Genomic DNA, 21,336 nt, shown 5'->3' on the forward strand with positions numbered 1-21,336 from the left:
CCACCGACCGGGACACTGGACCTATGAGCGCAAAGATTCAGATCCTGGGCTGCTTGCAGCACCTGCCCCGCGAGAAGTCCTTCACGGTCGCCGGGGTAGAAGAAACCAACCAGTACGGCCGCCTGCAGCAGGTCCCGTTCGAATTCCGGGTGCTCAAACCTGAGCTGCTCGGCGGGGCGAAACCAGGCGACACCCTCCTGATCGAGGCCCGCCTCCAGCCGATCAGTGACGCGCCCGGCCAGCTGCTGCTGATTCCCTCCGCCGTGCAGAACCTCGGGAACCAGGGCGGCACCCACCAGGACAAGGGCCACGTCCGTCCCCTGGGCCTTCAGCGCGTTCTCGTGGCTGGCACGCTCGCGCAGGACCCGGTGGTTCAGGACTTCGGCAAGGCAGGCGTCGCCACGAAGCTGCAACTGGCCATCAACCCCGCCGGCGCCCTGATCCAGGCCGTCGCCTACGGGGAGAGTGCCGTGGCGCTCGGGAAGCGCAAGGCCGGGGACCGCCTCGTGGCCGGGGGCCGCCTGATCGCCGAGAGCACCATCGACCCGCGGGGCCGTGAAACCACCCACTACACCTTCGAGCTCGACCGGCAGGATGTTGAGCTGGCAGCGGACTTCAAGCGCCGCACGGAACGCCCCCGCAAGGGCAAGCGTGACCAGCAGGGCCCCCGGACGCCCGGCCAGGCCCCGACGGCGCCTGCCAGCCCCCAGCAGAAGCGCGAGCGCAGGGAGCGGACTGCTCCCGCCCCTGACCGCGTCACGCTCGAACAGCCGGCGGAGCCGCAGGTGCAGGCGGTGGCGCCCTTGACGGACGCGGAGCTTCCGGACATCAGTGGCGACGACATCAAGGTCAGCTTCGCCGCATTGACCCCTGAGGACGCCGCCGCGCCGGTCTGAGCGCCTCTCCCCTCTCCCCCTCTGAAGCTTCAGAGGGGGATTTGCTATGCTGACACTGTTCCTCTGGTCGGGAATGATGCAGGACGTTGCCGGGGCCCCCCTTCCCTGGCAAAACCCTCGGGCACGTGTCAGCCGCACCTTGCCCCTTGCTGTTCTTTCTTCCCCTCAGCCGCAGGCTGAGCCCGGAAATCCACTTTCGCACCGTGTGCAGGGTGGCCGACCGGCTCCTGCACCTTGTTCTGAGGAGGAAACCCCATGCACGTCGATACGACCGACGTTCGCACGTTCGTCACTGCTGCCACCGCGCAGCTGGAGCGAACTGCAGCCGCCAACTGCACTCCCCGTGAGCGCAGGAGCCTGAACACCACCCGCCCCCTGTACCACCAGGTGCAGGACTGGCTGGAACGCCACCCGGACCCGGAGATCACGCTCCCATCGGGATGGTGCACCACCTGCGACTCACTCGCATTCCTCGCCGTCCTCAACAGCCTGTACGGCTTCGGGGACGGCATCACCAGCCAATGGGCCGCCTGGTACGTGCACCATCAGCTGATGGCGCGCGACCCCGCGAATCCCGACCGCTGGTCGAAAGCCTGGCGAAGACGCCTGACTGGGAAGCTCGGCAAGCGCATCAGCGCACCCGGGCACGGTCCAGACGTCCTGCCCCTGGTCCACGAGGCCCTCACCGGCCACCCCCTGCCCTAACCCATCCACACCGGCCACCGCCCCCATTCTTCCGAGAAGGGGGCGCAGTGCGCTCTCCCTTCTCGGCTTTCCCTGAGGAGGGATCACATGCGTTACCTGCAACTGTCCGCCCACCGGAGCCTGATCAAAGCCATCGCCGAAGCGTTCAATGCGGACCCCACGACCACGTTTGTCGGCGGCGGCGCAGCGAGACACGCCATCGACAGCAGCTGGGCCCGACCAGGCGAGGACATTGACGTGTTTCTCGGAGCCACGGACCGTCTCACGGTCCCTCACGGCTGGGTGGAACGCCCGTCGCAGGGGTACCAGACGTACCTCAGCGTGTGGGAGAACCCCAGATACAAAGGCATCCAGGTCATTCAGATCAGCCATGGGCTGCTGGTTGACGAGGGACGCCGCTGCATCGAGAGCTTCGACATTCCCGAGCACCGAGCCGGGATCTATCTTTCCGGCACGGTCGACCTCACGGCATCGGCATTGACTGAATTCGGTCTGTGCGAAAGCACCGTCACCCGGGTTCGCAAAGCGCTGAGCCTGACTTCGAACGAAGCCAGAGCCGCCCTGTACCGCGCCGTGGACACCTACGCGGCCGACACCGGCCTGCCCGATCACACGCCCGTGACCTTTCTTGGTCCTGGCGACATCAGAAGCGTGCCGTTTGCCAGTGAGGACGTCGCCCTGATCGGCCACGAGACCTTCGTGACCGGCACGCGCATCTACCTGTCGCGGCAGGCCCTCTTCGAGGAACAGGCCCGCACGTTCCCTGGCGACTACGCTGCTCAGCACTGCCTGGCGGGTCGCCGTTGGGTGATCGACTCCCTGAGTCCCGGTCACCTCGTACTGACGGACCCACGCCACTACCGCCGCCTGAGCTTCAGCTCCAGCGGCGCCGGCTGGACCACCCAGTACGACGCAGCCCGCGGCGCCGCCGAGTGGACATGCCCGACAACCCTGACCGTCAGCGGATTGCTTGGTCACCCGGACACCCGCGACCACACCGGCCGCTGGTACGTCCTCGACCCCGCCTCAGGACAGCTGCGCTACGAGCACGGCGACCTGAGCGCCACGCACGGCGGACTCACCCTGAGCGCCGAAGTGCGTGCAGGCAGGGTTCAGACCGTGCGTGCCGAGGGCACCTTCACCGGCACCGTCCACGACCAGCGCCCGTTCTACCGGACGTTCGGCGCCTACCTGCCCTCCTGGGAGATCGAGCAGCACTTCCAGCAGGCGCAGGCCGCCGACTGACCTGCGAACCCGCCCCCTTTTTCCGCCCTCACGCGTCCTGAGGAGGACCCGATGAACATCGAACTGAAGCCCGACTTCCCCATCACTGGTTACGGCCCCTGCAGTCAGTACGCCCGCGTTCGCACCCCCGACACGGTGGTGACCCTGCGCGCCCGGCGTACCGACGCGGGCTGGGAAGTCAAGGTGCACGAAGCCCAGTGGGCGCCTGTGCAGGCACCGACTGGCGCGCTGGCCCTGCTGCTCGCGGCGTCTCAACTCCCCGACGTCGTCGAGGTGAGGTACTGAGATGGCCCGTCCACGGAGCTTCACCCAGTACGCGGCCCTGGCACGCAATCCCCAAGGCCCAACCGCGCAGCAGTTGCGGCTGGCCTGGAAGGAACTCGACGCGCCAGCGCCCGTCCGCCAGAGCGCCGAGGCAACTGCCGCCGCACTGTGCGCCGGCACCCCGGACGGTCAGGACGTGCGGTGGCTCTTCTATGCCGTCGGCAACGAAGCAGTCCACCTCATCACCCTGATTCTGGCCGGGCACCCCCGCGCCACTGCCGAACGCAAGGTCAGCGAGAAGCTGAACGAAGCGGCACGGCACGGTGCGGTGATCATCGCCTGGCGACACGACCGCTTCGCAGAACGCTGGAAGCCCTGGCCGAATTTCACCCTCGTGTCCCTACCATGAAGGTGACCCTTATGACCCTGATCGACATTGACAAGATTCCTTGCGGGTTCATGCTGCACTTCGCCAACGGAGAGCAGCTTGAGGTGCGCAGCAGCGCGCCGTACCTTGCGGAAGCCGTTCAGTGTGCCACTCAGGAGATCCGCGACGCCGTGCAGAGATTTCTGAACGGCGTGTACGCCAACGAACTGATTTAACCCAAACGGGAACAGGCCCCCCCTGTTCCCACCAGACCCCATCCTCCCGGGACCGAGTTCCCCAGGCGGCTGGATTTTCAACCTGTAACCCCGGTTCAGGTTGGCTCCGGCACCCTGAACCTCAACCCTTAACCGTCCTGAGGAGGACTTCAATCATGGAACACAAAGAGAAGAAGAAGTACGAGAACAAGTACTTCAGCACCGTCACTGACGGCAATTTCACCACCACCAAGCTGTACAGCGCGTACTACCTGCTGTGCATCGTCATCGCCCTGCTTCCCCTGCTCGTGACGGACCTGAGCAGCAAGGAAGAAAAGATCGCAGCGGTCCTCGCGGTGATCGTCGGGCTCAGCAGCACGTTTCTTGCCCGGCCAGTGATGGACCGCCTCAAAGCGGACGGCAACTACCGGATCGGGAACGTCCTTCACCACCTGGTGGCGGAGGCGGTCGCGTCCAAGACTGAACTCGTCAGCGTCCTGGGAACCATGGTTCTCACCGTCAACGACCAGGTCTGGGACACCGAAAGCGCGAAGCTCACCACCCTGATTCTGGCCACGGTCAGTTTCCAGGTGCTGCGCATCGCGTACGCCCGCTACATGCTCCAGCACGAGTACCGGGCCCTTAAGGCCAGGACCGCGGCCCAGAGCACACCACTGGAGTACTCGCCGCCGTTTCCTCTGGAAATTCTCGGCGACACTCCACCACCGGTTGAAGCTCCCGTCCGGCGCCCCCGCTCCAGACGGGGACCACGCCGCCGGCTGATTTAACCTTCCACGTCCTCTTCCGGGTCCGAGACGCCCAGAAGCCGGAATGACCACCCTGAATTGTTCACGGGTGGCCTCGGCACCCTGAACGTCTACTTATCCTGAGGAGGATTCGCATGAAGACCCCCAACATGTATTTCCTGAAGAAGCACAGCGCCAAATACCCCCTGAAGGTCATGTTCTGGTATCACGTTCTGTGCATCATGACCGCGCTGCTGGTGCTGAACGCCCAGCTCGACACCACCTCCAAGCAGGTGTTCGCCGCGCTCGTCGTCGCCTTCTGCCTGTCCCTGTCCGAAGTCATCGCTCCGGCCGTGGTCAACATGCAGAAGCTCCCGGCACGCCTCCGCAGCAAACCGTCCCAGGCCGCAGTCGTTCTGGTGAAGACAGCGGCATCGCGCATCACCCTTCTGTGGGGCGCCATCCTGACTGGGCTCGCCACTGCTTGCTACCGGGCCATCACCACTGACAGCGCCGAGATTCTCGTCCTCGGTATTGCCACCGCCATCGGCATGCACCTGTTCCGCGTGCTACTTGCCTACCGCAAGGCCAATCTGGCCGAGCGAAGGCGCAAGGCGCGCGCTGCCCTTTCGTAACCTGGCCGTTCTTGCCAGGAACTGTGTGCCCGCGACACTGCAGCCTGACCGGTTGTGTCGTGCGGCCCTGAGTAGCGGTCAGGAACGCAACGTCAGTTGTGGTGCCCGTCAGAGTCATTCTGCGGCGCAGCCCGGAAACACGCCACCCTCACAGGTGTTTGTTGTTCCCGGGTTTTTCCGTTTATACTCGAGTCGTTCCTCTGGTCGGGAATGATGCAGGACGTTGCCGAGGCCCCTTTTCCCCGGCAGAACTTCTGGACACGCGCCCTTCAGCCGCGCCCTGTCCACTTTCACCCCCACCCGGAGATTCTGGGTACGAGCACGTCAGACGTCCGGTGCGGCGCTGTGCTCCAGATGTTGAACGCTTTGAAGCTGCCCTGAACTGCAGCGCCCTGGCCCGGAGTGACTCTGAGTCCTTCCGCGCCGCCCCCAGGTCCCTGACCTGCATGCCTGACTGATCTTCCGGTCACCCAGGCTTCTTTTCCGTACGGTCTGCATCAGACCGCCGGCACACGAAGTGCGCGACCGCGTCACGCTGTGCCTACGCCCTTCACCCAGGACTCCCTGGGTGCAGCGCATCCCGGAAGTCCTCCTCACCACCACGAGGAGCCGAGATGCTCACCCACCTCAACCCGCTGGCGGCACAACTGTGCAGCCTGCTGGCCGAGAACGACCTTGTGTCGTTCCGCACGACCCTTGCAGGAGCCCAGGCATACATCGGCCAGGCTCATGTTCCCGAGCGCCAGGACGCCGTCGCTCAGGTCACCCTCGACGCCGCCCATCAAGGGAGGCTCGGACCTGTCGCGGTGACCCCCTGGGATACCGATGACACGTGGAGCAGCCTGACGCGGCATACGTCGATCATTACCCTGATCGACTTCCACTTCCACGCGCAGACCTGGGGCAGCGACACGCCACGGCAGTGCCGTCAGCTCGCTGTCGGCTACTTTCTGGCGAGTGGACTTCCCCGCTCCGTTGGCACCTTGGCCGCGATCGAACTGATGATCCGGCTGAAGTTTCCCGCTGAGAATTGACCGCATCACTTCCTCGTCCTTGTGAAGCCAAGGCCGCCGAAGACACACCCACCCTGCCATCTGGCGAGGGCGTGTGCTTCAGCACCCCTTGCCGCCTTCCTGAGGAGGAAGTCATGTCCTTTACCACCAAACTGCTGCTCGCCGTTGTCCTCGCCGCGTTCGTCATCGTTGCTGGCGTCTTTGCCACCAACGCGACGGCTGTTCTCAGCTGCATGGCCGTCACGCTCGTCCTGTTCGGCGTCACGGTCAATGACAAGCGGCTGATCGACTACGTGATCAGCGCCTTCCGCTCCAGCAGCAAGTGAACTCCCAGGACGTGTCCTGACTGGCAACCCCCATCCCACACCTCGTGTCTGGGATGGCCAACGCCACTCAGTCACACCTTCACTCCTGAGGAGGAGATTCCATGCTGCACATCAACGAACTGATCAAGCTCGTCATCGCCATCGTCGCTGCCCTGATCGGCCTGGTCGTCGTCGTTTCCAACGTCGCCGCCCTCCCGGCCTGGCTCACGCTGCTGGCACTGACCTGCGTGACCGCCTCCGGCTGCCTGTTCCTCAAGCAGCTGCTTTCCCCTTGCTCGCGCGTCTGATTCGTCAGATTCCGAGGGTCAGCGCAAGCTGATCAATCCGCTCCCCTCTGAACGCCGCAGTCCACTTCAGAGCCCGGTCTTCCCACACGTCAGTGTCGGGTTGGCTACGGCAACCTGGACACGCTGCGACTTCCTGAGGAGGAAGCCCATGAAGAACAAGATTGCTGCTGGTCTGTTGGTTGTCGTCGCTCTGGTCCTTGGTTACGTCAAGGCCCAGCTTCCCGACCCCCTGGCCGCACGACCTGTTCAACACACCGAGATCCAGGACAGCGCTCCTTCCACCGAAGGAATGCGAGGCCTGTGGATTTCGAAGACCCTGCCGCCCGCCAGCTCCACTGCAGGCACGCGGCCCATCTGGATCTCCTGATTTTTCTGGACGTCCGTTCTTGACTGACATTCCTTCGATTCAGGGCTTGAGCATCCTGGACTGAAGTCACCCCCATCCATTCACTGGATGTTGTGGTGGCTCAAGCACCCAGCATCCGCCATTCCTGAGGAGGAATGCCATGACCCTGATCCCCAACACTGAAGCGCTGTTCGTGCTCGAATACACCACCGCTGACGCCACCCTCAGCTTCGCTGTCGGCAAGAACGTCACGGCCATGAAGCACGAACTTCGCGAGGAAGGCGCTCTGGCCTTCAACGACCCGGTGATGCTCGAGCGTCTGGAGCAGTTCCCTGATCTCCAGAGCCGATTCCGCGCTCACCTGCACGCCCTCCAGGCGTAACCCCGGATCCCGCCGCGGATTCTTGTCATTCTGACCGTCTGGATTTCCCGCATTCCTGAGTCTTCCGACTCTGGGGCTGGATTCCCTTGCCGTTACCCGGTCGCCTCACCAGGCTTCCTTACCGGGAATTGGGTGCCTGACAACTTCGCCACTTCGCGTTGTTTAGGCCATACCTGCAGAAGTGGGAAACAGCCACGGCTGAGGTGCATTTTAAGGAGACATTCCTATTGCGCCGCCCGATCTACAAGCTTAATCCTCTGGGGTTATGATTTGTATATCGGGTTTTTCCATTTCGGGGGGTTGAATGAAAGTTCTTTGCCTGGTCGAGATTCCGGAAGGGGCTTCCCTTGCAGAGCATGAAGCTGCTATACTTCACTTACCTGTGTTCTACCCTCTGCCTAGCAGTGGTGTACTCCCCGACCAGGGACGCAGGCTGACGCACCCTCACTCCATGTGAGGGTGCTTTTCTGTTTCCCCCACCCACGCGCGGTATACTGCGGATGTTCCTCTGGTCGGGGACCGCCAAGCGCAGTACAGCAAGGCTCACACGCAGGACGTTGATCAACCGCCACTCGTTGATCAGAAGCTCTCGGGGACGCGATTCAGCCCGCCTTTCCCCCCACCCTGCCCCTTCCCGGGGCCAGCCACGTTTTCGGACGATGCTGGCCCGCTCGGGTTCAGTGTCTCCGGCAGGAGTGACATGAAACGATTTCCCGTCAGTATCCCCGGCGTCACCGTCTACGCACCTGACGCTGCCGAGGTTCGCTCCTGGCTGAACCTCCACCCCCGCCTGATCGCGGGCACGGGGCACCGCCCCAACAAGTTTCCCAAGCGCAGCGCCACCCGCCTGCCGGAGCTCACCACGCGGTTCCTGCGGGACAACCCCCAGTGGCAGAAGTACGACCCGATGGGCCTGTACGACCCCCGGGGCTGGGCCGCTGCCGTGGTGTTCGCCGCGGGTTGGCTGGCCGGCCGCAAGGTCGATGCCGTCATCGCCGGCGGCGCCATCGGCTGGGACCAGATCCTCGCCGAAGCGGCGCTCATGCTGGGCCTGCCCCTGCTGATCGCCATTCCATTTCAGACGCAAGACAGCATGTGGCCCCGCCACGTGCGCGAGGTCTGGCTCGCCCAGCTGCGCCGGGCGGATCGCGTCGTGTGCGTCACCGACGTCCACGACATCCTCACCCCCGGCGCACGAAGCACCCGCGACCTGGACCCGCAGGGCATGAAAGACGCGATGGACCGGCGCAACAAGTTCATGACGGTGCACCTGCACCGCCACATGGACGTGCTGCCTGACCTGTTCGTCGTCGCCCTGCATGACGGATCCAGCGGAGGCACCGGCAACTGCGTGCGTGACTGCCGCGCTGCCAAACTCCCCATGACTTCGGTCTACGCCGACTTCCTGGCCGAGCTGTGCCCCACCACCACTGCGCGGGCCAAGACGCCCCCTGCAGCGCCCGTCCCCCTCTTCAGCCCTGAGCCTGCCGGCATCCGGGGCTTCCAGGGCGAGTACCGGTGGCTGTCCAACTTCTGGCGGCTCTCCCGGCCCGTCAAACTGAGCGGCATCGAGTTCTGGACCGTGGAAGCGGCCTATCAGGCAGCCAAGACACTCGACCTCGACGACCGCCGGCACCTGGCTACCCTGGATCCCGGCGACGCCAAGCGGTACGGACGAACAGTGAAGATGCGGCCCGACTGGGACAGCATCAAACTCGACGTCATGACGCAGCTGACCCGGCACAAGTTCAGGGATCCCGCCCTGCGGACCCGCCTTCTCAGCACTGGAACGCTCCAGATCACCGAGGAGAACACCTGGGGCGACACCTTCTGGGGAGTCAGCCGCGGCAAAGGCCAGAACCACCTGGGACAGATCCTCATGGCACTCCGCCACGAGATCGCCAACGAGCAACAAGCGCAGTAGGCACGCCACCTCTCACCGACAGGGGCGCGCCGCGCCTCTCACTCATCCCTGAGGAGGGACCCATGACCGCACCTGTGACTCACCTGATCAGCATCCACCTCTCCGACGGCAGCCACCTGCGCAGCGCCATCACCTTCCATGAAGGTCAGTGGCACGGCGTTTGGGGCACCGACCCGAGCACCGGCCTCGCGCGGCTGCATCCCGTCCGGGGTGACACGCTCGAAGCGCGGTACCGCGATCAGGCGCTGGAAGTCCACCACGAAGCCTACATGGCGGAGTCCTGGGCGCCCGGCATTCTCAGCGTCAGCGGCCCACTGCCCCTCTGACCACCACCCGGCCCACCCCCATCACCAGGAGGGGGCCGCACGCTCCCTCCCCATGTTCCCTGAGGAGGGATTCCCATGCTGTACACCGAAATGACCGCCATCCTCGCCGCCGACCGCCAGAACGCTGCCCGCAACGCCCGCAGCTTCCGCGAGGACTTCCAGCTGCTCCAGGGCCTCAACCCCCGGCTGCTCGAAGACGCCCGCGAGAACGTCCGGGAATACCTGCGCACGTTCCGGAACTGGGAAGTGCGGCGCATCCGTGCGCTGCGCAACGTCTGCGAGGACCTCTTCCACGCCGCTGACGTGCATCTGCACTTCACGGATGGAACGGTGCGAACCGTGCAATGCGAGTACAACAGCGGCCAGTGGTTCATCACCACCGGCGGCCACTGGACGGCACTGCTCGAAGGCATCGGCGCGAACCTCGCCGTCCGCTTCACGGTGGACGACGCGCGGATCCGCTGGCTCAACGACGGCCTCGTGCTTCAGGGCATGACCGTTCAGACCACCCGCGCCTACACGGCCACGGTGTACTGGAACCACACCCCCATCGACCTGAAAGTCGTGTGCACCGGCAACCGCTGGACGCACGTCCACGGCCCTCAACCCACACCGCTGGGTGAAGGCCTCACCCCGCACCAGGCGGTCGCGCTGGCTGCCGAGCAGCTCGCCGACGACGCCTGGGTCAGCGCCGAGGTCAAACTCGACGTCACCCACATCCAGCACCACTTCTGAATCTTCCGGCGTTCCGTCGACCAGCCCCCATTCCGAGAGAGCTGGTCACGTGACCGCTCCCTCACTTCCTGAGGAGGAAGACCATGACCACCACCAACCTGACCGCCCGCATCCTCGACTTCGACCCGAAGACCACCCCTGCGAACGTCCTTCACGACCTCATCACCGTGAACGTCACCTTCGACAGCGGGCTGGAGATGCAATTTGACCTGCGCTGGGACGCCAACGCCCAGCACTGGACCAACGCCTCGTCAGGTCAGCACCTGCCCGCGCACCTCCCGCCCCACCGCCTGGTGGACAGCGCGGTCGCGCACTTCATCTACACCACCACCTGCAAGACCGGCCGCCGCGGCTTCCGCAACCCGGCCGTTCACGCCACCGGCCAGAAGACCTTCCGGGCCACGCTTCCGACGGGCGACGCCCCCGACGAAGCCATCGAAGTCCGCGCGGTGCTCAAGGCCGGCACCTGGTACCACCAGTGGGCCGCGTACGGTGACCTCGACCCCCTGGGTGACGTCAGCCTCTACCCGACCGCCAAGGCCGCGCTCGACGCTGCTGCCTGGCTGGAAGGCGCCGAGGTGTACGCCACGCTGGGCGAGAGCCTTGACCTGTCCCAGGTCGCCTACCACTGACCTCCAGCCACCCAACCGCCCCTTACGTTCCGAAGAGGGGTGGCCACGGCGCCCCTCTTCACTCCCTGAGGAGGGACCCACATGCTCGACATCACCCGCTTCCCGTTTGCACTGATCGGCACGACCGCCCAAGGCGAAGCCATGTACTCCGGCGAGAGCCGGGACGACGCGCTCGCACTCACCCTCGTGGTGCAGCACAGCGGCACGTACGCGCTGACGGCCACCACCCTCGACACGTACCACATGCACACCGTTCAGGCCACAGCCGCCACGCCCCAGCAGGCCCTCGACGACGCCTTCAACCGGCTGTGCGAACCCGACACGTCCCGTGACGGATTCCACTACCGCGGCGCCGGCGAGAACAACACGGCCATCTACGCCAAGGGCTTCGACGAGTCCCTGACCGGCTACCTGCACGTCCACCAGGACGGTACGTTCGGGCTGTACCTCGCGTCCACGGACAGCGAAGGACAGACCAGTGAGGCGCCGCACTACGGATTCGGGCAGACGCCAGAGCAGGCCATCGAGCACGCCTTCAGCAGCTTCAACGGCCTGTTCGAGCAGCTTGACTTCACGACCAGCTTCCCAGTTCGGGAAGTGGACGACCTGCTGTAACCGTTACCCTCGGACTGCCACACCACGGCGTCCTGACAGAACCACTGACTTCCTGAGGAGGAATCACCCATGCTGACCTGGAAAACCAAAGCCGTGAAACTCGCCGAAGCCGCCCTGACCCTCCCCGCTCCGGCGGACGAGGATTTCCTGACCACCGCCGATCACGCCCTGTTCTTCGGCATGATCCCGTCGCTGGTGCAGGAGGGAACGCGCCCGGGCATCTGGCTGAACGACCTCAAGGCACTTTTCGAGATCACTGCGGGTGACATCCACGCAGACACGTTCAGGTACCCCGTGGCGAAAGCCGAGGACCTTCGAAGCCCGGACCCGGCGATTGCCGACCGCGCCATCCTCCTGGCAGCGCTGCACTGGGTTCACCTGAACAACCAGTCGACCTATGACGCGATCAACCAGATCAAGGCGTTCGCGTCGGAAGACGTCCAGCGCCTTCTGGGCGAGCTGTACAACCCCATCGAACGCGCCTCGGCCAGCCTGGCTGAGCGCAACAAGAAGGAAGTCGCCGAACAGCGCAAGCAGGTCGGCATCCCGTCCAACGCCCAGCTCAAAGCGATGGCCAAGCACGACACCAGGCTCCGCGAGAACGCCCTCAAACTCCAGGCCGAAGAAGGCCTGCAGTACGCCGAGGCGATCCGCAAGCTGGTCGCTGCCGATCCCGCATACGCCTGAGCCGCTCCACCAGCGTCACGAACGCAGGTGGGCACACTCGACTGCCGCGCCAGACACGCCTTGGTATACTCACGGCGTTCCTCTGGTCGGGAATTGATACAGGACGTTACGCGGGCGACTTCCCCAGCGTAAAACCTCCGGAGACGTGGCTTCAGCCCCACCTTCTCCACTCAGGGCAGACGCTCTGAATCCGCCTCACCTCCGGTGCAAACCGGCTTCCCGAAAGAGAGTGATTCTTTCGGGACAGCCCGGAAGACTCACCTGCGAGGTTCACATGGCACAAATGCTTGGCACCGCCCTGTTCGTCATGATCGTCTGGATGTTCCTCACCCCCGTCTTCGGATGGTGGTCCGTGGCCATCGCTGCCGCCCTCGCGCTGCTGATCGTCTTCGGACGGTACGGCGGCAACGGCGTGAAAGCCGCCCTGGTCCTGGTGAGCATCCCGGTGATGTTCGGGCTCTACAAGATCATCTCCCCTGTGCTGTGGCCCGTGCTGATGATCATGGTCGGCGCTTACGGCCTCCACTACCTCGTGGGCACCATGAAGCTCATGGCCCACCGACCCGTGAAACAGGCGTTCTGGGTCCTCGTCGTGCGCGTGGCTCCCCTGCTGATCCTCTGGGCGGCGCTGCAGATCCTCTTCAGCCCCCCGGTCGTGACGCTCGCGCTGCTCGCCGGCGGAATTTTCGCCCTGTCGCATGTTCCCGTGAACCCACACAAGCACTTCCGATTCTTCTGACCTGAGTCGTCCGGCCCCACACCGAAAGGAACGTGGGGCCCGCGCCTTCACGTTCCTTTCCTCACTCCCTGAGGAGGGAACCCATGAACACCAGCCACACCAGCAGCATCCTGAACGACGTCCAGTTGGGCCGCAAGCTCAACCAGCAGCTCACCCACCCCCTGCGCTCCCTGGCCCACACCAACCATGTGGCCCGGGAGATCGTCGAGGCGCACCCGGAAGTGCACTGCCCCGAGGACTTCGACGTCCTTGACCTCAGTCACCTTCAGTGTCTGCCAACTGGGTCCGTGCCGCTGTACGTCCAGATGGACGAGGTCCGGTCGAAACTCGTGCAGTTTCAGAACGACCTGGCCAACGAAGCGCATACCGAATGGCTGATCGATCAGTACGACGCCGACCTGGAACGCCAGGCGCAGGCCGACTGGACAGCCACGGTTGTGCGAGTCAAAACGCTGCTTTCCTGACCTCCCTTATCTGCCCCCTGGTCACCCGCCCTTTTCCGGAGGGTGACCCCCTCCCCAACCCTGAGGAGGGTTTATGAAGCACCCCATCACGTACGCTGCTGTCTTCGGCAAAGTCATGCTCACGCTCCTGGGCTTCATCTTCTTCCTGGAGATGTGGACCAGCGGCAGCGTGCTCGCCGCGGTCCTGATGGCAACGGGCATCGTGCTCGTCTGCATTCAGAACGACAAGGAGGAAGCGTCAGAAGCGCACGTCGCTGAACACACTTCCCCCACCATCGCCTGCCCGATCTGCCAGGGAACTGGTCAGGTCAGGGCCAACGTGCGGTTCGTGAGCAAAGGCGTACTGGTGGACCTCGTGCCCACCATCCTGCCCTGCCCATGCTGTGAAGGTCACACCGTGACCACCCAGCTGCGGTACGACACGTTCACGGCGCAAGCCTGAACGTCACCGCGTCCACCCGCCCTACACCGGGGAGGAGTGGTCGCCAGGCCCCCTCCCCAGCATCCCTGAGGAGGGACTCCATGCACCACGACCCGCTGTCGAAGACCGCCTACACCGTCGCCCTGAGCATCTGCCTCGCCATGGTTCTCAAGAACCTGGGCGGAGACCTCGCGGTCCTGGGTGGCCTGACGGTCACCATGACCGCGCCCAGCGTGCTCCGGGCCGTGCAACGCCGCCGGCGCATCACGCCCGACTGGCCTGCCGACGAACGGTGTCCGGACGACTCCGACGAGGAGCTCGCCAGCCGCTGCCACCCGTGCCCGTACTGCAAGGGAGAGGGTGACACCGTCGAGTTCATCAACGGCGTCCCCTTCCCCGGCAAGTGCGACCTGTGCGACGGGTTCGGCCACGTGGACGAGGCCACCTCGAAACGGGTGCCCCCGGCCGACACCTTCCCGCTGAGCATGTCCGTTCCCTCCTGCCCTGTCTGTCAGGCCACGCCAGGCGCTCCATGCACCTGCCGTCCCGGCATCAGGCAGGACGCGGCCGGCCAGCGCACCAATCACGTCCCGAGCCGGTCCTAAATGCCGCGCCCCGGTACACCCACGACCTCATCCACTTTCCGGAAGGGGTCGCTGATCCCTTCTTTGTCCCTGAAGGAGGGATCCCACATGACCACCGCCGCTGCTGCCCGCCCCGCGACCACCGCCCCCGCCGTTCGCAAGGTCCAGATCTTTCTGGCCCTGGCCCGCGAAGTCCTGAACGACTTCACCCGGGCCGACCGTCTGGAGCGGGCCCGTCGCCTCAACGCGCAGCCGCGCGAATTCGACCCGGTCGTGCTGCTCAACGAGCACGTCGAAACCCGCCAGTGGACGCCCGCGATTCTCGAAAAGATCGCCACGGCACCCACCGACGCCAAACAGGCAGTTGAACAGGCCGCCTGGGTCGAAGGCTTCGCCTTCGGTGCCGAAGGTGAAAACGTCATGCGCAAAGTCGCCCTGAGCGACCTCCCGGCCGACGTGAAAGCCGAGTGGTTCTCCCGGGCCCTGCTCCCACTCACCACCGCCCTGGCCGTGGTGAACGCTGACCGCTTCGAGGCTGACGTGTACCTGGCCATGAGCGCGTTCTGGCGCGAATCTTTGAAAGTCGGCCTTCGGTTCGACCCGAGAAAGGCGAACACGGCCTCGTTCGGGGATTTCTGCAAGGCCTCCATGGACCTGCGCACCACCGCCCTCGCCGACGACGTCTGTGAAGGCGGGCGCAAAGTCCGTGAACAGGTCAAGCAGCTCCAGGCCGTGATGGAAGACCTGGACCTGGACATGAACATGGACGCCCGCGACATCCTCTACGCGATGCTGCAGGCCGAAAAGGACAAGCCTGAACTGGAGCGCAAGCCCCTGCCTCAGCCGCTGAACAGCGCCGAGAAGATTCAGGCGCTGATCGAGATCATGGGCGCCACCACTCGCCGCGGCTCCCCGTACTCGCTCGACTTCCTCGAAAACGACGAAGAAGGCAACGAGCGCCGCTACGGCGACCGCGTTGTGGTGGACCACGACCCCCACGGTCTCCAGACCCAGGTCGAAGAGGAGCAAGAGGTTGCCCCTCTCCTCGACCGACTCCTTGCCGCTGGTGTCACGCTGGACCAGCTCAGCGCTCTGAAGGACAAGGTTTCGATCTTCCTGGAAGAGGCTGCCCAGCGCGCCCAGAAACTCACGACTGAACCGAAGTGGGCTGAGATCATTCTCGCCACCATCGGCGCAGACGCCTACATGACCGACATGGCTGATGAACTGGCCGCGGAACTGGACATGGACCTCGGCATTGCCCGGGTGCTCACCCAGGAAGTGCTGCCGTTCTACCAGGGCAAGATGGCTCAGGCCTGACCGTCCCGCCACGTCCACCCACCAAGGAAAGCCCTGCGCATCACGCCAGGGCTGTCCGCCTCCCATTCTCGAAGGAGAACCCCATGACCCACGCCAACCTGTTCGCCCAGATCTACCTCGCCCTCTGCGCCGCCCTGCACTCCAAGCGTCCCCTGGGACTCGCGCGGAAACTCAGCAGCGAACGCAAGTGGCAGATCGAGCGGGCCCTGTATGGACTGCTCAAGAACGACGCTCGCTTTACGCCCTGGTTTGAGAAGGTCACCACGGCGATGAGCGCAGCCGAGCACGACTACGCCGCGAAGAAGGTGATGGCCAGGGAGCTGACCGGGGCTTACGCCACGGCCCAGCTGCTCAGCAAGGCCTTCCCGCGCATGGACGTCATCGACGGCGAATCCCAGATCCTGGGCTACGCGCTGGTGGACGTTCGTGAAGTCGAAGTCCTGTTCAAGCTGCTCGGGTTCATCGGCATGGACGAACTCTCCGAGAAACGGCTTGTCAGCAAGCAACCCCGCGCCATCCGCCGCACCACCCTGGCCGGCATCACGAAACAGCCCATCCAGGCTGTGATCGGAGTTCCTGTCAAAGGAGCGGACGGCAAGACCCGCTGGCACGGACCGATCACGTACCTCTCCGACATGCGAGGTACAGTCGAGTTCCACGAGTCCCGCGAAGATGCCGACCGGACCCAGGTCTACAACTCGGAGCGCACCATCGTCGCCGAGTACGACCTCCGCGCCATCCGCAGCGCCTTTGGCGAGGAAAATGCCCGGCGCGACGCTCTGAACCGGCAACGCACCGAGCGGTACCAGACCAAAGTCGCCGCCGCCACCCCACTGCCGCTGCTGCCACTGCCCACCGCCCGCACCGTGCGTGAATGGCAGGCCGTGATGACCAGCAGCGACACCCCCTCTGCCGCCCGCGTTCTGATCGACCGCGAGTTCCAGAAGCGGGGTGAGATGACCACCTTCCTGGCGGACGAGACCCGCAACGACACCGACCCGAGCGTCACCGCCCGGATCGAGAAGTTCGAAGCGCTCAAGGCGTCGTTCTACGCCCGCGTCGAGAAGGTCTACCGCGACGAGAACGACCGCCGAGAGGAGCACAACCGCAAGGCCGCTCGACTCACCCTGCCCGCAGCGCCTGACCTGCTTCCCCACCTGGTGTTCAACGAACCCGGCGGATTGAAGGTCGATCAGGAACTCGCGGCGTGGGAACAGATCGCCAACGACGCTGACACGCCCTTCGCCGCGAAGATGGTGATTCAAGGTGCCATCGAGCGCTACACCTCCAGCCGCGCGAAGTTCGTGTGCTACACGGTCAAGGAAGGCCGTACCGAAGCCGACTCGAAGAGCATCAAGCTCAACCAGTTCGGCCTGTACGCCTTCGACCAGAAGAAAGACGACGAAGACGCCCCGGTTCCCGAGGTGTCCGGACTGCCCAGCACACGTCACCCCTACGGCGAACTCGCAGCCTTCCTCCAGGAAGTCTCGACGTTCACCGATGACGTTCCCGCTGAAGCGGCCGATTGATTTCCCCTCACGTCACCTGGCCTATCTCGCCAGGAATTGGGTGCCCTGCTCAGCGCGTTTCCACTGAGCTCCGGCCTTCCATACGGAAACGGACAGCCTCTGGCTGAGAAACCTGCGTGGAGTCATTCCCCAGGTTTCGCCCCGGCACGTCATCCCATCTGGGTTGATGTATCGGGGTTTTTCCATGTGGGGTCACGGCACGGGCACGAGCCCGGGCAACTCCACCCACTCGTCCCCGACACTGCAGGCCAGATCCCGCGGAGGGCCCCTGCACCGGCCACGACAGAAAAATGGATTTGCCGATTCGTGCCAGAGAATGAATCTCTGACCTGAACCGGCCCCTCGCCATGCCCGTGGAACGCAGCGCCACCCATACGCGGAGAACACTGAACTCATGTCATCCAATTACCGCCGCAACCGCAGACAGAGCCTGACTGATCGCCTGCAGTACTGGGGCATCCGCGACGGCGTTGTCATCACGCGCCAGAAAGGAATTGAGTTCGGAATCGAGTTCCGTCTCCCGTCCGCTGCGGAGGTCACCGACCCCGTCCGGGAGCAGCTCGCCACCCTCCTGCATCAGATCATGGTGCAGTGCGTTCCCGAACAGTGCCGTGGCCGGCTGATCATCGAATCGGCCCCCCTGAACGAGAACCAGCTGGTCAAAGCCAGCGAAGGCCAGAACGTCGACAACGAACTGCTGAAGTTCCTGAAAGACGAAAACAACCGCATCATGGAAAAGCGGCGTGTCGAAGGCATGCTGTCCTCCTGGCGCTACTTCTTCACGGTCCGGCTGGACAACCGCCAGAAGAAGATCGGCCGCCCCGTGCCGTTCATGTCCACTGAACTTGACCCCCTGGTCAAACGGGCCATCTCGATCCGCACGCAGATGGTCAACATGATGGACGCGGCTGGGTTCGAAGCCCGCTCGCTGACCGGGCAGGAGGCATTCGGGCTGATCTACCGGTGGTTCAACCCCGGCCTGGCCGCCAGCCGTGAACCGCTGTTCAAGTCGATCTTCAAAGGCCTGAACGCCTCCCGTGACGAGATCCGAAAGGACCTCACCCTCTACTCCGATTCGATGCGGGAGCAGGTCACCAACAGCGAGGTGGACTCCACCCGCATTGACGCGCTGGTCGTCGGGGACCGCCTGGTGCAGACCATCAACATGCTTGGCGTCGGCGAGACCACCTACCCCGGCATGAGCGAGCGCATGCTGATGCGCCTGTCCGGCCACCACGTCTACTACATCCTCGACCTTGAGCACCTGAAGCAGAGCGACGAGCGCAAGAAGCTCAACGACGCTGCGCGCGGGGCGATCCTCGCCACGCAGGACGCCAGCATGGGCACGCCTGACCTGGGCAACGTCGCGGTGGTCGGCGGTCTGTCGAACATCCTCCAGCGCATGACCGCCGGGGAGGAACGCGTCTTCCGGTTCGGCATCAGCATGGTGCTGATCGCCCGGGACAAGAGCGAGCTTGAGCACATGAAAGAGATCGCCCGCACCGAGATGAGCATGATGGGCGGTGCGAAAGCCGCCTACGGGACCTTCCAGAACATCCCGCAGTACTTTGACCGCCTCGCACCCCTGAACGCGCAGACGAACGAGTTCATGTTCAAGGCGTTCAGCAGCAACGTCATCCACTTCATTCCGCTGGTCGGCCCCTGGGCGGGCAGCAACAAGCCGATCGCCCTGTTCCGCAGCCGCTGGGGCAGCGTGACGGGCATCAACCCCAGTGACGGCACCCTGAACCAGGGCATGCTGATCGTCGGCTCTGCCGGGTCCGGCAAGACCTTCGTCACGCAGAGCTGGGCCGCGCAGATGGCCGCTGTCGGCGCTGACCTGGTGATCGTGGACCAGAAGCGCGACTACGAGTCCTTTATCTCCAGCCTCGAAGGGCAGTTCATTCCGTTCGCGCCCGGCGAGAAAGTCGACGGCAAGGTCGTGCGCCTCAACGCCTTCGAGCTGCCCCCGGGCGAGTACGTGCCCGACGAGCAGCACAAGATCTTCCTGATGGGCTTCATCACGGCCCTGCTCGGCAGCGGTGAGCTGCCCCCGCAGGACAAGGCCATCATCACCGCAGCCATCGAGCAGGCCTACGCCACGTCCTACACCATCAACGCCGCTGGCGACGTCAAGCACAGCGTGGTGACGCTGTCCACGCTGGTCACGGCCATCAGGGAGCTGAACGCCGTGGGCACGGTCAGCCTCAAGGGCAACACCGAAGCCCAGAGCATCATCAACCGCCTCACCCTGTCCCTCCAGACCTACGTCGGCGACACGGCCATGGGCAGCTTCCTCGACGGGGAAAGCACTGTCGAGATCAAAAACCCCTACGTCTACTTCGACATCGCGAAGATCAAGGACGACCCCAGCCTCACCCGCGTGGCGCTGCTGCTGATCATCAAGCAGATCTGGGAGCGGGCCAAGAAGAACCGGGACAAGCCCAAGGTGGCGATCATCGAAGAGATCGGGGTGCTGTTCAGCATTCCGGAAGCGCTGGCGTTCGTCGCCAGCCTCTACAAACTCGGCCGGACCTACAACCTGTGGCCGGTGGGCGTCACCCAGGAAATCGGGGACTTCCAGAAGGGCAAAGGGCTGATCAACAACACCAGCCAGTTCCTGATCGGGCGCGTGAGCGCCGAGGAGGCCGAAACGGTCGCGGAGGTCCTTGGGCTGAACAGCGCCAGCCTGGACCTGATCCGGTCCCTGGGCGGGCAGAAGGGCGTGTACCGCGAGTACCTCGCGATGACCATCAAAGAGTCCGGCATGACCGGCGACGTCGTGCAGTACTTCCCCAACCCGATCGAGTACTGGATGTTCACCTCTCACCCTGCCGAAGTGGACCGCCGTCAGAAGACCGTCGAACTTCACGGCGGCAACGTTCTCGCCGCTGTGAAGTCCCTCGCCGGACGAAACCAGGGCTACTAAAGGAGACCCGCATGAAGAACAAGCGCAAAATCATCCTGCTCACCTGCGCCATGACGGCCACGGTCACCACCGTGTCCCCTCCTGCCAGCGCCAGCATCTCACCCGGCGCCGTCGGCAGCCTGGGCGGCTTGTGGGACTTCGTCACGCAGGTTCAGAGTTGGGTCGACTCGCTCAAGGCCATGGTCAAGATGAAAAACGACCTGTTCGGGCAGGTCAACTTTCAGGACCTCGGCGGCAGCCTCGCCAAGGCGATGGCGGACGCGGGCCTGCCTGTCGGTGAAGCGTACAACCTCTACACCGACATCAAGGGCCTGCTCGGGGAGTACGCGAACTTCCAGAGCCAGATTGCCGACCTCCGTAAGAAGCTCGCCAATGCCGGGAACGACATGCTTGCCGGGTTCCTGTCGGAAACGCGTGACATGGCGGCGGAGAAGCGGATGAACATGCAGGGCACCCTCGGTCTCGCCCCTGACCTGGCCGTCCAGCGCCTGCAGGCCTTCAACAGCCTGGCGATCACGCAGGAAGTGGACAAGGGCGAGCAGGTCCAGGCGCAGGCGGACGCGACCAAGGCCATCGAGGACATCAAGAAGACCGTCGAAGAAACCAGTGAACGCGCCACGGAAACCTCGGCAAACGCCATCGAGCTGACGCAGGAGGCCATGGGGATCCAGTCCACCCGCGAGGGCATCCAGATGCTCGTGCGCGCCCAGGCCGAAAGCCTGATGAGCAGCGCGTACAACGCCACGGCCATCACGACCGCCCTGAGTCAGAACGCCATGCAGCAGCAGGTCACGAACAAGCTGATGAACCAGCTGGTCAAAGACAACATCGACGAGCGGGTGGGCGAAGCCTACGCGGTCATTCAGGGCATCAAGTCCAAGCAGGCCGAAGCGAAATCCGCTGAAAGTCAGGTGACGTCCGTGCTGCTCGCCGCCTCGCGCGGCATGGAGCAGGCCTTCAACGTCGACGACGAGACGCCCACCGGCGTGATGTTCGAATGACGT

The 21,336-nt window shown here is 64.3% G+C and carries 27 protein-coding genes; all 27 read left to right on the plus strand.

Features of this window, described 5'->3' with window-relative positions:
- Positions 1–23 precede the first annotated feature (23 nt).
- The 27 genes from DFI_RS18855 (at position 24) to DFI_RS18980 (ending at position 21,333) form a co-directional block, all read left to right on the plus strand.
- Positions 24–896, plus strand: coding sequence for a hypothetical protein (locus tag DFI_RS18855; RefSeq protein WP_027462704.1), 873 nt, complete (start codon positions 24–26; stop codon positions 894–896).
- Positions 897–1,151: 255 nt separating this feature from the next.
- Positions 1,152–1,601 (plus strand): hypothetical protein, encoded by a 450-nt coding sequence (locus DFI_RS18860; protein WP_027462705.1) that lies wholly within the window; start codon positions 1,152–1,154, stop codon positions 1,599–1,601.
- Positions 1,602–1,688: 87 nt separating this feature from the next.
- Complete coding sequence (locus tag DFI_RS18865) at positions 1,689–2,846, plus strand: hypothetical protein (protein WP_027462706.1); 1,158 nt, start codon at positions 1,689–1,691, stop codon at positions 2,844–2,846.
- Between the two features lie 51 nt (positions 2,847–2,897).
- Entirely contained in the window at positions 2,898–3,131 is a 234-nt protein-coding gene (locus DFI_RS18870) for a hypothetical protein (RefSeq protein WP_027462707.1), read from the plus strand.
- A 1-nt stretch (position 3,132) separates the two neighbouring features.
- Positions 3,133–3,519, plus strand: coding sequence for a hypothetical protein (locus DFI_RS18875; RefSeq protein WP_043777858.1), 387 nt, complete (start codon positions 3,133–3,135; stop codon positions 3,517–3,519).
- Positions 3,516–3,713, plus strand: coding sequence for a hypothetical protein (locus DFI_RS18880; protein ID WP_155864529.1), 198 nt, complete (start codon positions 3,516–3,518; stop codon positions 3,711–3,713). Before DFI_RS18875 ends, DFI_RS18880 begins: the two co-directional genes overlap by 4 nt.
- Before the next feature lie 155 nt (positions 3,714–3,868).
- The gene (locus DFI_RS18885; RefSeq protein WP_027462710.1) at positions 3,869–4,480 is read left to right on the plus strand and encodes a hypothetical protein; all 612 of its coding nucleotides are present in this window, start codon (positions 3,869–3,871) and stop codon (positions 4,478–4,480) included.
- A gap of 113 nt (positions 4,481–4,593) precedes the next feature.
- Entirely contained in the window at positions 4,594–5,073 is a 480-nt protein-coding gene (locus DFI_RS18890) for a hypothetical protein (protein ID WP_027462711.1), read from the plus strand.
- 614 nt (positions 5,074–5,687) lie between these two features.
- Positions 5,688–6,107 carry a hypothetical protein gene (locus tag DFI_RS18895; protein WP_027462712.1) on the plus strand — a complete coding sequence of 140 codons (420 nt, stop codon included), beginning with the start codon at positions 5,688–5,690 and terminating at the stop codon, positions 6,105–6,107.
- A 113-nt stretch (positions 6,108–6,220) separates the two neighbouring features.
- Positions 6,221–6,412, plus strand: a complete 192-nt coding sequence (locus DFI_RS18900; RefSeq protein WP_027462713.1) for a hypothetical protein — start codon at positions 6,221–6,223, stop codon at positions 6,410–6,412.
- Between the two features lie 101 nt (positions 6,413–6,513).
- Positions 6,514–6,699: a hypothetical protein gene (locus DFI_RS18905; RefSeq protein ID WP_027462714.1), complete on the plus strand. Its 186-nt coding sequence runs from the start codon at positions 6,514–6,516 to the stop codon at positions 6,697–6,699.
- 148 nt (positions 6,700–6,847) lie between these two features.
- Positions 6,848–7,066: a hypothetical protein gene (locus DFI_RS20435; RefSeq protein WP_155864530.1), complete on the plus strand. Its 219-nt coding sequence runs from the start codon at positions 6,848–6,850 to the stop codon at positions 7,064–7,066.
- A gap of 139 nt (positions 7,067–7,205) precedes the next feature.
- Positions 7,206–7,427 (plus strand): hypothetical protein, encoded by a 222-nt coding sequence (locus DFI_RS18910; protein ID WP_027462715.1) that lies wholly within the window; start codon positions 7,206–7,208, stop codon positions 7,425–7,427.
- Between the two features lie 700 nt (positions 7,428–8,127).
- Positions 8,128–9,351, plus strand: a complete 1,224-nt coding sequence (locus tag DFI_RS18915; RefSeq protein WP_051307701.1) for an NADAR family protein — start codon at positions 8,128–8,130, stop codon at positions 9,349–9,351.
- Between the two features lie 62 nt (positions 9,352–9,413).
- Complete coding sequence (locus DFI_RS18920; protein ID WP_027462717.1) at positions 9,414–9,677, plus strand: hypothetical protein; 264 nt, start codon at positions 9,414–9,416, stop codon at positions 9,675–9,677.
- Positions 9,678–9,752: 75 nt separating this feature from the next.
- Complete coding sequence (locus DFI_RS18925) at positions 9,753–10,412, plus strand: hypothetical protein (RefSeq protein WP_027462718.1); 660 nt, start codon at positions 9,753–9,755, stop codon at positions 10,410–10,412.
- A gap of 83 nt (positions 10,413–10,495) precedes the next feature.
- Positions 10,496–11,044, plus strand: coding sequence for a hypothetical protein (locus DFI_RS18930; protein WP_027462719.1), 549 nt, complete (start codon positions 10,496–10,498; stop codon positions 11,042–11,044).
- Positions 11,045–11,125: 81 nt separating this feature from the next.
- A complete protein-coding gene (locus tag DFI_RS18935; protein ID WP_027462720.1) occupies positions 11,126–11,659 on the plus strand; it encodes a hypothetical protein in 534 nt (177 codons plus the stop codon).
- Between the two features lie 69 nt (positions 11,660–11,728).
- Complete coding sequence (locus DFI_RS18940) at positions 11,729–12,346, plus strand: hypothetical protein (RefSeq protein WP_027462721.1); 618 nt, start codon at positions 11,729–11,731, stop codon at positions 12,344–12,346.
- Between the two features lie 274 nt (positions 12,347–12,620).
- A complete protein-coding gene (locus tag DFI_RS18945; protein ID WP_155864531.1) occupies positions 12,621–13,085 on the plus strand; it encodes a hypothetical protein in 465 nt (154 codons plus the stop codon).
- Between the two features lie 83 nt (positions 13,086–13,168).
- Positions 13,169–13,549, plus strand: a complete 381-nt coding sequence (locus tag DFI_RS18950; protein WP_027462723.1) for a hypothetical protein — start codon at positions 13,169–13,171, stop codon at positions 13,547–13,549.
- A 73-nt stretch (positions 13,550–13,622) separates the two neighbouring features.
- On the plus strand, positions 13,623–13,991 hold the full coding sequence (locus tag DFI_RS18955) for a hypothetical protein (protein ID WP_027462724.1): 369 nt from the start codon (positions 13,623–13,625) through the stop codon (positions 13,989–13,991).
- Between the two features lie 80 nt (positions 13,992–14,071).
- Entirely contained in the window at positions 14,072–14,575 is a 504-nt protein-coding gene (locus DFI_RS18960) for a hypothetical protein (RefSeq protein WP_027462725.1), read from the plus strand.
- Between the two features lie 87 nt (positions 14,576–14,662).
- Entirely contained in the window at positions 14,663–15,874 is a 1,212-nt protein-coding gene (locus DFI_RS18965) for a hypothetical protein (protein WP_027462726.1), read from the plus strand.
- 83 nt (positions 15,875–15,957) lie between these two features.
- Positions 15,958–17,403, plus strand: a complete 1,446-nt coding sequence (locus DFI_RS18970; protein ID WP_027462727.1) for a hypothetical protein — start codon at positions 15,958–15,960, stop codon at positions 17,401–17,403.
- 394 nt (positions 17,404–17,797) lie between these two features.
- On the plus strand, positions 17,798–20,332 hold the full coding sequence (locus DFI_RS18975; RefSeq protein WP_027462728.1) for a VirB4 family type IV secretion system protein: 2,535 nt from the start codon (positions 17,798–17,800) through the stop codon (positions 20,330–20,332).
- Between the two features lie 11 nt (positions 20,333–20,343).
- Entirely contained in the window at positions 20,344–21,333 is a 990-nt protein-coding gene (locus DFI_RS18980) for a hypothetical protein (protein ID WP_027462729.1), read from the plus strand.
- The last annotated feature ends 3 nt before the right edge of the window (positions 21,334–21,336 follow it).

It is taken from the genome of Deinococcus ficus (assembly GCF_003444775.1).
Taxonomy (GTDB): Bacteria; Deinococcota; Deinococci; order Deinococcales; family Deinococcaceae; genus Deinococcus; species Deinococcus ficus.